Source organism: Sciscionella marina DSM 45152 (assembly GCF_000379465.1).
GTDB classification, from domain to species: domain Bacteria; phylum Actinomycetota; class Actinomycetes; order Mycobacteriales; family Pseudonocardiaceae; genus Sciscionella; species Sciscionella marina.
The window spans coordinates 96,634-105,821 of sequence record NZ_KB905458.1; the positions used below are offsets into that span (position 1 = coordinate 96,634).

Consider the following 9,188-nt stretch of genomic DNA (forward strand, 5'->3'; position numbering starts at 1 on the left):
TAATCTGAGAGTCATGCGAGCCATCACCCAGCAGACGTTCGGCGGTCCCGAGGTACTGACCATCGTGGACGCGCCCGAACCCCAGCCGCTGCCGACCGAGGTCCTCGTCCGGGTCAGGGCGATCGGGCTGAACCCGCTGGAGGCGCGCCTGCGCTCCGGGGAGTTCCCCCTGATCGGCCAGCCGCCGTTCGTCCTCGGCTGGGACCTCAGCGGCGTGGTCGAGCAGGCCTGGACCGGCCGGTTCCGGCCCGGCGACGAAGTATTCGGGATGCCGCTGTTCCCCCGGGCGGCCAACGCGTACGCCGAATTCGTGTCGGCCCCGGCATTGCACCTGGCGCCCAGACCGGCGTCGCTCTCGCCTGTCGAGGCCGCTGCGCTGCCGGTCGCCGGACTGACGGCGTGGCAGGGCCTCGTCGACCTCGGCGGCGTGACCGAGGGCGACCGCGTCCTGATCCACGGCGGTGGCGGCGGGATCGGCCACATCGCGATCCAGCTCGCGAAGGCACTCGGCGCGCGCGTGATCACGACCGCCAGCGGAAGCAAACGGGAGTTCGTCAAGGGACTCGGCGCCGACGAGGTGATCGACTACCAGAGGGTCGATTTCACCGAGACGGTCCGCGACATCGACCTCGTGCTCGACACGCTCGGCGGCGACACCACCGGGCGCTCGCTCGCAGTGCTGCGCCCGGGCGGTCACCTGGTGACGGCGGTCGCCGATGAGGACGCGGAACTCGCCGCCAGGTTCGAGGCGGCCGACATGCGGTTCAGCGGCATCGCGGTCGACCCCGATCCGTTCGCCCTGCGCGGTCTCGCCGAACTCGCCGAACAGGGCAGGCTCCGGGTCCACGTGCAGGAGACGTTCCCGTTCGAGCGGGTCGCCGAGGCACACCGGCTGCTCGACGACGGTCACCTCAAGGGAAAACTCGTCCTCACCGGCTGATCCCGGTCGCCGGTGCCTGCGGGAAAGACATAAAACGGCCCCGAACCGTTCGCTTTGACAGCGGACGGCACGGGGCCGTACTCCACGTCGGTTCCACACCGATTCGGACCCCGAGCGTCGAAATCGGCATGGTCACCGCGAGGAACTACGGTACGTAACTGAGCCATCGTGTTCCGTACCGTCCTGCCACCCTAGCTTGCGCTATCAGGTGATCAACACAGTGCCATGCGTGCTCTAGGTCACATTTAGCAGGGGTACGCACTTATCAGTACTCGATCGTGTCGACCTGACGGCTAGCCAGATGCTCAGGGCGGCGCGCCTCCGCGCTGAACGGTTCGACCAGCGGGTTCTCCACGCTGTTGAAGGCCAGCCAGATGCTCGAGCGCGGGTACGGGGTGATGTTGCTTCCCGCCCCGTGCAGCACATTGCAGTCGGCGAGCAGCGCGGCGCCCGCCTGGCCGGTGAACTGCTCGATGCCGTGCTCGGCCGCGAGCTTGGTGATATCGGTACGCGGTGGGTTCTTGTCCGGCCCACAGCTGACGAAGGTGCGGTGCGATCCGGGCATCAGCATCATCGCCCCGCCGGAGGCGAACGCGTCGGCGAGCGTGATCGACACGCTCACCGCGCGCGGTGCCGCCATCCCGTCCTCGGCGTGCCAGCGCTCGAACTCCGAACGCCAGAAGTAGCCGGGGTCGGTGAACCCGGGAACCAGGGTGACCTTGCTCTGGTGCACGTACACCTCGGAACCGAGCACCTGCCGGGCCCGGTCGAGCACCCGGGGATCGCGCACGAGTTCGGTGAACAGCTCGCTGATCTCGTGCACCGCGAAGATCGAGGTGAGCTCCCCGGTCTCCGCGTCGAAGGCCAGCCGCTCATCCGAGCGCAGCCCCTCGTCCACATAGAGCCGGTGCAACTCGGACCAGTAGGCCTGTACCTCTGCCGGGGACAGGAGGCCATCGACGATCGAGTAACCACGCGCGGCGTGTGCCGCGAGATCACCCGCGTCCATCGGTCCGTCCGCTTCATCGGACCAGACCGTCGGCTCGACCCGCTCCAGCAGATGCGTCTCGCCGGTGATCCTCGTGGGATAACGGTCGTGGGCCTCGCTACGCACTTCGGTCGCGGTCATCGTCGCCTGGCCTCCTGTGCCTCGCGGACTGTCAGTCGTCCTCGGTGATCAGCGGGTAGACGCCGTTCTCGTCATGCGTCTCCCGGCCGGTCACCGGTGGGTTGAACACGCACACGCACTTGATCTCGGTCTTCGGCCGGACCTGGTGCTTGTCGTGGTTGTTGAGCACGTAGATCGTGCCCGGCTTGAGCTGGAAAACCTCTCCGGTCTCCCTGTTCTCCACTTCACCCTCACCCTGGGTGATGAACACGGCCTCGATGTGGTTGGCGTACCAGAAGTCGCTCACCGTGCCCGCGTAGAGAGTCGTCTCGTGCACCGAGAAACCGAGCTTCTCCCGAGCGAGGATGATGCGCTTGCTGCGCCAGTTCTCGCTCTTGATGTCGTCGTCGGTGTCCTCGATGTCGCTAAGCGAACGGACGATCAACTCTTCCTCCAAACGTCGCTGTCGGCTGGGCTTTCGTCAGCCCATGACGGAGCGTACGGCTTCGGAGATGATCGCGATTCCCTGCTCCAGTTCTTCCTCGGTGAGCGTCAGCGGCGGGAGCTGCTTGACGACCTCGTCCGAAGGTCCGGAGGTCTCCATGAGCAGGCCGCGCTCGAACGCGCTCGCGCACACCTTCGCCGCGAGATCACCGCTCGGGAACTGCAGCCCGCGAGCCAGCCCGCGCCCCTTGACCAGGAGCCCGGCCTCGGCGTTCTCCTCGGCGAGGGTGCCGAGCGCGGCGGCCAGCCGCTCCCCCTTGGCCAGGGTGGAGCGCTCCAACTCGTCGTCGGCCCAGTAGGTCTCCAGCGCCTTGGCCGCGGTGACGAAGGCCGGGCTGTTGCCGCGGAAGGTCCCGTTGTGCTCACCGGGGCCCCAGACGTCGTGCTCGGACTTGAACAGGGTCAGGGCCATGGGCAGCCCGTAGCCGCCGATGGACTTGGAGACGGTCACGATGTCCGGGGTGATCCCGGCGTGCTCGAAGGAGAAGAACGGACCGGTGCGGCCGTTGCCCATCTGCACATCGTCGACGATCAGCAGCATCCCGTGCTTCTCGCACAGTTCGGCGAGCCCCTGCAGCCATTCGATGCGCGCGGCGTTGATCCCGCCCTCGCCCTGCACGGTCTCCACGATCACCGCTCCGGGTTCGTTGAGCCCGCTGCCGGAGTCCTCGAGCAGCCGCTCGAAGAACAGGAAGTCCGGGGTCGTCCCGTCGAAGTAGTTGTCGTACGGCATCGGCGTGGAGTGCACGAGCGGGATACCCGCGCCACCGCGCTTCATCGAGTTCCCGGTGACCGAGAGCGCGCCGAGGGTCATGCCGTGGAAGGCGTTCGTGAAGTTCACGATCGCTTCCTTGCCGGTGATCTTGCGGGCCAGCTTGAGCGCGGCCTCTACCGCGTTCGCCCCGGTCGGCCCCGGGAACTGCACCTTGTAGTCCAGGTTGCGCGGTTTGAGGATCCGCTCGCTGAACGACTCGAGGAATTCCCGCTTGGCCACGGTGCCCATGTCCAGGGCGTGGGTGACGCCGTCCCGGGAGATGTACTCGAGCAGCGCTTCCTTGAGGATCGGGTTGTTGTGCCCGTAGTTCAGCGCGCCGGCGCCCGCGAAGAAGTCGAGGTAGGGCTTGCCGTCCTCCTCGTACAGATAACTACCCTTCGCACGATCGAAAATAACCGGCCAGCCGCGGCTGTAGCTGCGGACTTCGGATTCAAACGTTTCGAAAATATTCATTTCTTTGTCATCTGCTTTCTCGGATTCGCATCGCATGCGCCATCGCAAACGAATGTGACTAACGCCCTACGAGCGGACCGATTCTGTACAAGTTCTCCGGTTCGTGCTCATCCGGAAACTGTGTCGAGGCGAATAGCTCGTTGGTTTCCATATCCGCCGACCAACGCTTCGCGAAGGAATCGAACAATGCGATCGATGCCGCATTGTCCGGGGTTACCGTCGTCTCCAGATGCGAGACCTCCGGCGCAAGGCGTTGCACGAGATGATCGAGCATCTTCCCGGCAACACCCCGTCCACGCGCCCTCGCGTTGACGGCAACCTGCCAGATCAACAGCGCTTCCGGTGCCTCCGGTCGCCGATATCCGAGAACGAATCCGGCAATCGCACCGTCCACCCGCGCCACCGCGGAGGTAGCGGAGAAATCTCGCGCCCAGAGCAAATACGCGTACGAGGAGTTGAGGTCGAGTTTTCCTGAATCGCGGGCGATCCGCCACAGCTCGGCACCATCGGCGACCGTGGGCTCGGCTATGACGACGCCCGAGGTATCGCCACTCGAATCACTCACTCTTGTCACCAGTCCCTCAATAGCCCGCCTGGCGATGCACGTCTTTTTCGCACACTGCCGGGGACCGCTCTCCGACTCGCCAGCCGAAGCTAACAGAAACCTGCCCGCAATTTCAGAAACACGATTCACACACAGCCGCGCTACCAGGGGGAACAAAAACAACCGGGTGATGAGGGCGACAAAGGTCTTCACTTGACCCAGGGTCACGTGATAGAGGACTGCCGGGCGCGCGATACCACGGGTGGTATTCCAGAAGTCGCGCCGGACGGCGGCAGGGCAGTAGTAGACACCACATAACAGGTCGAGCACAAGCCCTATCCGAACGCGTCGAACCCCAGTTTCACGGCGAGCCCGGCCCCGGCGAGCGCGATGCCGTAGCGCAGCAGCCGCTCGGGCAGCACGCGGGCGATCACCGGGCCCAGCCAGGAGCCCACGAGCAGGCCGAACACCAGCGGCGGCACGGCGAGCCACACGATGTGCCCGAACAGCGCGAAGGCCACCGCGGCGACCACATCGGCGACCAGGGTGAGCAGGTTCTTCAGCGCGTTCAGCCGGACGAGGCTGCCGCTGCGCGTCGCGAGCAGCACGGCGAGCACGAGTACCCCGGCAGCGGCGGCGAAATAGCCACCGTAGACCGCGACCGCGAACACGCCGAGCACGGCGGGCCAGGTGCGTACCCGGTGCACCGCGGGCCGGGGCGCCAGGATCGCCAGTGCCGCACCACCCACCAGGAACGGCACCACTCGCTCGAACGCGCCGGACGGGGTGAGCAGCACCAGGGCCGCACCCAGTGCGCTGCCGAGCACGCAGGCGAGCCCGAGCGCGCGCGCGGCTCCCCACTGCCCCGCGAGTTCGCGCCGGGAGCTCGGTACCGCCGCCACGGTGCCGATGGCCAGGGAGAAGGTATTGGTCACGTTCGCCGCCGCCGGTGGAATCCCGGCCGCGAGCAGGGCCGGATAGGAGAACACCGAGCCGAGGCCGGTGACCGTTCCCGAGATACCCGCGGCGAGACCGGAAACGGCGATGAGAACTGCGATCGACCAGGACACGACGGCCGAGTCTGCCGCCGTGAACCCGCCGTGACCAGGTTCGATTTCTGAACGGTTCTGTTTAGAATCGGCAGTTGATGATCGACTTGCGCCGACTGCGCGTGCTGCGCGCCCTCGCCGAATACGGCACGCTCACCGCCGCGGCGCACGCGCTGTATCTGACCCCCTCGGCCGCCTCCCAGCAGGTGCGCCAGCTCGGCAAAGAGCTGGGCGTCACCCTGCTCGAACCGCACGGGCGGCACGTGTACCTGACCCCGAAGGCGCGCGAACTGCTGCACCACGCCGAGGCGATCGAACAGTGCTGGGAGCAGGCGCAGGCCCGGCTGCACGCGGACGCGCCACCGAGCGGTGAGCTGCGGGTCTGCGGAATCACCACCGCGGTCTCGGCCCTGCTCGCACCCGCCGCGGTCACCATGCGGGAGCGCTTTCCCGAGGTCCGGATGCGGATCGTCGAGGCCGAACCGCCCGCCTGCTTCGACCTGCTCTTCCGCGGCGCGGTGGACCTCGCGGTGACCATGGCGACCCCGGAGAGCCCGCCGCTCGAGGACCCCGGCTTCGAAAGCCTCCCGCTGCTCGAGGATCCCTACGACCTGCTCACCGCGCCCGAGCATCCGCTGGCCGGGGCGGACCGGGTGCGGCTGGCCGATCTGGCGCGCGAACAATGGGTGCTCGGCATGCCGGAGACCGCCTACCGGCAGACCATCCTCGCGCTGTGCGGGACCGCGGGGTTCACTCCGGACATCGCGCACGAGGTGTTCGAGTGGTCCGCGGTCGCCGGGCTGGCCGGCCGCGGCCTCGGGATCGCGCTGCTGCCGAGGCTGGTGCGGCTGCCCGCGGAACCGGCCGTGGTGCGCACCCCGCTCGCCGATCCCGCGCCGAGCAGGCCGCTGCTGACGGTGACCCGCAGGGGTGCCGGCGGGCATCCGCTGATCACCGCCGCGCTGACGGTGTTGCGCGAGCTTTGCTGACGACGCGGCTCAGCGCTGACTCGTGAAGCACAGCGTCTCGTCCGCGCGCCCGCGCAGTTCCAGGCGCGCGTGCTCGGACCAGCACTCCCGCTCCCCCGTACTGCACTGCTCGATCACCGATTCGCTGGCGAGCACCCGCCCCGGGAGCGCCTTCGCCGCCTCGGTGAGCCGCGCCGCCTCGTTCACCGCGTCCCCGATGACGGTGTACTCCAGCCTGCTCCTGGTGCCCAGCTGACCGGCGAACACCCGCCCGCCCGCGATCCCGATCCCCACATCCAGTTCCCCGGCCTCGGTGACCGAGTCCCGGATCCGGCGCGCGGCCCGCAGTGCGGCGCTCGCCGGATCGGCGTGCTGCACCGGGGCGCCGAAGATGCACAGCGTCGCGTCCCCCTCGAACTTGTTGACCAGCCCGCCCTCCCGGTCGATCTCGGCGACGACTCCGCCGAGCAGCCGGTTGAGCTTGGCCACGAAGTCCTCGGTCGGCAGGGCGTAGGCCAGTTCGGTGGAACCGATGACATCCACGAACAGCGCCACAACCTCGGTGAGTTCACCGCTGAGCGAGGCACCGACGGACATCGCGTGGTCCACGACCGAATCCCCGACATGGCGCTCGAACAGGTCCCGCATGCGCTCGCGTTCGCGCAGCCCGCGGGCCAGATCGTTCACCGAGGCCTGCATCAGTCCGATCTCGGTGGTGTTGTTGACCTCCACCCGGGCGTCGAAATCGTCCCTGGCGATGCGCTCGAGCGCGGTCCGCATCCGGCGCAGCGGGAGCCCGACCGAGCGGGCGAGCAGAACCGTGCTCGCGATCCCGAGGAACACCCCGATCCCGGCGAGCACGAACACCACGCGGATCCGCTCGTCCTGGCTCGAGCGGGTGTAGGAGAGCGCGATGACCACCGCGACGAGCGGAACCCCGCCGGAGAGCACCCAGGTCACCGCGAGCCTGCCGAGCACCGTTCCCCTGCGCGCCTGGTACGACTCGAGCACTCGGCTCATCACCGGGCGCAGCAGCCGCTCGGTCGCGAGATAGGCGTAGGCGGTCGTGGTGATCCCGCCGAGCGCGATGAACGCGACCCCGGTCGCCGCGTCGGTATAGGAGAGCAGGCTGAACATCAGCACGCTCATCACGGCCACCCCGAGCAGCCAGAGCGCCCCGGAGACCAGCATCAGCCGCGCGGGGAGCCGATAGACCGCTGTCGCCTGCACCGCGGTGAGTTCCCCGCCCTCGCGCAGTGGGCCGATCGCCCGCCGCTGCAGCGCCGTGTTCACCGACATACCGACCACGAGCGCGAAGGCGGTCAGCCCGATGCCCACGGTGGCGAGCAGACCGACATGCCTGCCGAACCGCTCCGGGGCACCGTTGAGCCAGGCGAGCAAGCCGATCGTGAGCACCCCGGCCGCACTCGTGGCCACACCGAGCAGACCGAGACCGAACGACGCGCGAAGCACCAGGGGAAGCTCGGGGCGCTCGCGGTCTCGCACACCGCCGATCTTAGAGGGGAGCCGGTGCCGCTCCCGGTCGCACGTGCTCGCGCGGCACCGGTGCATCGGACCTTGACAAACGATTAGCCAATTAGCAAACTCCCTAATTGATGGAGGTCGAGGTTCTCAAGGCACTGGCCAGCGGGCGGCGGCTGCAGATTCTGGAGTGGCTGCGCGATCCGGTCGCACACTTTCCCCCGCAGGTCGACGGAGATCTGCTGACCGACGGCGTCTGCGGGGTGCTGATCGCGCAGAAGCTGGAGGTCAGTCAGCCGACCGCGGGCGAACACCTGAAGGTACTCACCGCGGCGGGGCTGCTGCGGGCGAAGCGCAGCAAGCAGTGGGTGTTCTACCGGCGCGATGAGGACCGGATCCGGGAAATCAAGCAAACCTTCCAAGACGATTGGTGAGCGAACGTGGGTGTCAGTACGTATGAGCGACTGATCGGACTGCTGGACGAGCACGGCGCGAGGTATCGGACGATCGACCATGCTCCGGAGGGCCGGACGGAACCGGTCAGCGAACTGCGCGGGCATCCGGTGCGGCAGGCGGCCAAATGCGTCGTCGTCCTGATCAAAGTGGACAAGAAAACGCGAAAGTACGCGCTCGCCGTGGTTCCCGGGAACACCCGGGTGGATCTGGCTGCACTGAAAGCGCTCTGCAACGGGCGCTACGCGGGATTCGCCGACAACGAGACGGCCGAACGGCTTTCCGGCAGCGTCAGCGGCACCATCCTGCCGCTGACGTTCACCGGCGAACTCGAGCTCGTCGTGGACCCCGCGCTGTTCGAGCACGAGGAGATCTTCTTCAACGCCGCGCGCCTGGACCGTTCCCTCGCCCTGGCCACCGAGGACTATCGCCGGATCGCGGCGCCCACGGTGCACGCGATCGCCGAGCAATCAGCCGAATCCGCCGATAGCGCGAACCGGCGGGAAACGGCGCCCGGCCATGCCTGATCCGATGCCTCACGTCATCCACATGGACCCGAAATACGAGCCGCTGGAGCACATCGATGTCCCAGCTCTGGCGCGGGCGGTCACCGAACCGTGGTTCAACCAGACGCTGTGCCGGGTGAACGATTCGGTGATCCGCCTCGGTGTCGTCTCCGGTGAGCACCACTGGCATCGGCACGACGAGGAAGACGAGTTCTGCTCCGTCATCGACGGGCGCCTGATCATCGAACTGGACGGGCACGACAGCGCCGAACTGGGCCAAGGTCAGGGAATCACCGTTCCCCGGGGCCTGCGGCCCCGCGGCCGATCGCGCCGCAGCGGACCACCATGCTCATGATCGAGCAGGCCGGAGTGCGGCCGACCGGCGATGGCCCGAGTTGAACCGCGG

The 9,188-nt window shown here is 67.6% G+C and carries 11 protein-coding genes; 5 read left to right on the plus strand and 6 right to left on the minus strand.

The genetic code is table 11. The annotated features are described in order from the left end of the window. Window positions 1-13: 13 nt before the first annotated feature. Window positions 14-940 (plus strand): NADP-dependent oxidoreductase, encoded by a 927-nt coding sequence (locus tag A37U_RS0139625; RefSeq protein WP_020502200.1) that lies wholly within the window; start codon window positions 14-16, stop codon window positions 938-940. A gap of 265 nt (window positions 941-1,205) precedes the next feature. On the opposite strand, the gene A37U_RS0139630 is transcribed toward A37U_RS0139625, so the two are convergent. The 5 genes from A37U_RS0139630 to A37U_RS0139650 form a co-directional block, all read right to left on the minus strand. Next, window positions 1,206-2,069 (minus strand): phytanoyl-CoA dioxygenase family protein, encoded by an 864-nt coding sequence (locus tag A37U_RS0139630; RefSeq protein ID WP_020502201.1) that lies wholly within the window; start codon window positions 2,067-2,069, stop codon window positions 1,206-1,208. A 31-nt stretch (window positions 2,070-2,100) separates the two neighbouring features. Next, on the minus strand, window positions 2,101-2,493 hold the full coding sequence (locus tag A37U_RS0139635; RefSeq protein ID WP_026198106.1) for an ectoine synthase: 393 nt from the start codon (window positions 2,491-2,493) through the stop codon (window positions 2,101-2,103). 36 nt (window positions 2,494-2,529) lie between these two features. Next, window positions 2,530-3,780 carry a diaminobutyrate--2-oxoglutarate transaminase gene (gene ectB, locus A37U_RS0139640; protein ID WP_020502203.1) on the minus strand — a complete coding sequence of 417 codons (1,251 nt, stop codon included), beginning with the start codon at window positions 3,778-3,780 and terminating at the stop codon, window positions 2,530-2,532. A gap of 58 nt (window positions 3,781-3,838) precedes the next feature. Then, a complete protein-coding gene (gene ectA, locus A37U_RS0139645; RefSeq protein WP_020502204.1) occupies window positions 3,839-4,345 on the minus strand; it encodes a diaminobutyrate acetyltransferase in 507 nt (168 codons plus the stop codon). 314 nt (window positions 4,346-4,659) lie between these two features. After that, window positions 4,660-5,394, minus strand: coding sequence for a sulfite exporter TauE/SafE family protein (locus A37U_RS0139650; protein ID WP_020502205.1), 735 nt, complete (start codon window positions 5,392-5,394; stop codon window positions 4,660-4,662). Between the two features lie 77 nt (window positions 5,395-5,471). Between A37U_RS0139650 and A37U_RS0139655 the strand changes: the two genes are divergently transcribed. Beyond that, on the plus strand, window positions 5,472-6,362 hold the full coding sequence (locus tag A37U_RS0139655; RefSeq protein WP_020502206.1) for a LysR family transcriptional regulator: 891 nt from the start codon (window positions 5,472-5,474) through the stop codon (window positions 6,360-6,362). Between the two features lie 9 nt (window positions 6,363-6,371). On the opposite strand, the gene A37U_RS0139660 is transcribed toward A37U_RS0139655, so the two are convergent. Beyond that, entirely contained in the window at window positions 6,372-7,847 is a 1,476-nt protein-coding gene (locus tag A37U_RS0139660) for an adenylate/guanylate cyclase domain-containing protein (protein WP_026198107.1), read from the minus strand. Window positions 7,848-7,957: 110 nt separating this feature from the next. On the opposite strand from A37U_RS0139660, the gene A37U_RS0139665 reads away from it, so the two are divergent. Genes A37U_RS0139665 through A37U_RS47670 form a run of 3 tightly spaced genes read left to right on the plus strand, consistent with a single transcriptional unit; the run spans window position 7,958 to window position 9,137 of the window. Next, window positions 7,958-8,257, plus strand: coding sequence for an ArsR/SmtB family transcription factor (locus tag A37U_RS0139665; RefSeq protein ID WP_020502208.1), 300 nt, complete (start codon window positions 7,958-7,960; stop codon window positions 8,255-8,257). 6 nt (window positions 8,258-8,263) lie between these two features. Then, window positions 8,264-8,803 carry a YbaK/EbsC family protein gene (locus A37U_RS47665; protein WP_020502209.1) on the plus strand — a complete coding sequence of 180 codons (540 nt, stop codon included), beginning with the start codon at window positions 8,264-8,266 and terminating at the stop codon, window positions 8,801-8,803. Between the two features lie 4 nt (window positions 8,804-8,807). Then, on the plus strand, window positions 8,808-9,137 hold the full coding sequence (locus A37U_RS47670; RefSeq protein ID WP_205623125.1) for a cupin domain-containing protein: 330 nt from the start codon (window positions 8,808-8,810) through the stop codon (window positions 9,135-9,137). The last annotated feature ends 51 nt before the right edge of the window (window positions 9,138-9,188 follow it).